Source organism: Pseudomonas sp. P5_B2 (assembly GCF_056400445.1).
The window spans coordinates 1-936 of record NZ_JBFULH010001155.1; the positions used below are offsets into that span (position 1 = coordinate 1).

A 936-nucleotide genomic window follows, 5' to 3' on the forward strand; every position below is an offset into this window, starting at 1 on the left:
CCGGCAACACGCTGGACACCGCCCTTGGCCCTTCGATGGGCAAAGCGCCGGAAGCTATTCCCAACCGCCTTTCTCGCGGAGAAAAAGCTGACGTGGTGATCATGGTCGGTTATGCCCTCGATGAGTTGATCAAACAGGGCAAAGTCGATCCCGCCTCACGGGTAGAACTGGCGGATTCGCGGATCGGTCTCGTGGTGCGCGAAGGTGCACCGAAACCAGACATCAGTACCGTCGATGCATTGAAAAAGACATTACTGAACGCGGAGTCTGTCGCCTATTCAGACAGCGCAAGCGGCGTATACATCGAAAATCAACTGTTCACGCGCCTGGGCATTGAAGACCAACTCAAACCCAAATCGAAGATGATCCCGAAAATTCCGGTAGGCTCGGTGGTTGCCACCGGCGGCTACCAACTGGGCTTCCAGCAGGTCAGCGAATTGCTGCCCGTACCGGGCGTAAGTTTTGTGGCAAAGATTCCAGAGTCGGTGCAATCGGTAACGCGCTTCGCTGCCGGCATTCCCGTGGGCGCGCAACACCCGGCTGAAGCCAAGGCGTTGCTGGAGTACCTGGCGTCCTCGGCCGCTCAACGGGATGTGAAGGCAACCGGGCTGGATTCGGTCAGTCGCTGACCTGAACTTTCATTTCCACCACCAGCCGTTCCAGTTCCAACGCAGCCGGGGTCAACGTGCGACCCCGGCGCTTGATCAGGCCGATACTGCGCATCACCTGCGGGTCGGTCAGCGGCACCCGCGTCAGAATCGGGTGATCAGCTGCCGGCATCGCCATCAGCGGCACCGCCGCTACCCCCAACCCCGCTTCCACCAAGCCGATCATCGTCGTCACATGCCGGGTTTCACAGATGCTCTGCCGTTGCGGCACGATTCCGGTCAGCGCCTGATCCAGCAAAAAGCGATTGCCTGAGGTCTTGTCCAGCGA

General features: G+C 59.6%; 2 protein-coding genes. One reads left to right on the forward strand and one right to left on the reverse strand.

What is annotated here, in order from left to right:
* A partial coding sequence (locus AC1DRJ_RS29840; RefSeq protein WP_477805290.1) for a substrate-binding domain-containing protein occupies positions 1 to 629 on the forward strand: 629 nt, incomplete at its 5' end.
* On the opposite strand, the gene AC1DRJ_RS29845 is transcribed toward AC1DRJ_RS29840, so the two are convergent.
* Positions 619 to 936: LysR substrate-binding domain-containing protein (locus tag AC1DRJ_RS29845; RefSeq protein ID WP_477805291.1), on the reverse strand; the 318-nt coding region annotated here is incomplete at its 5' end. The genes AC1DRJ_RS29840 and AC1DRJ_RS29845 overlap by 11 nt on opposite strands.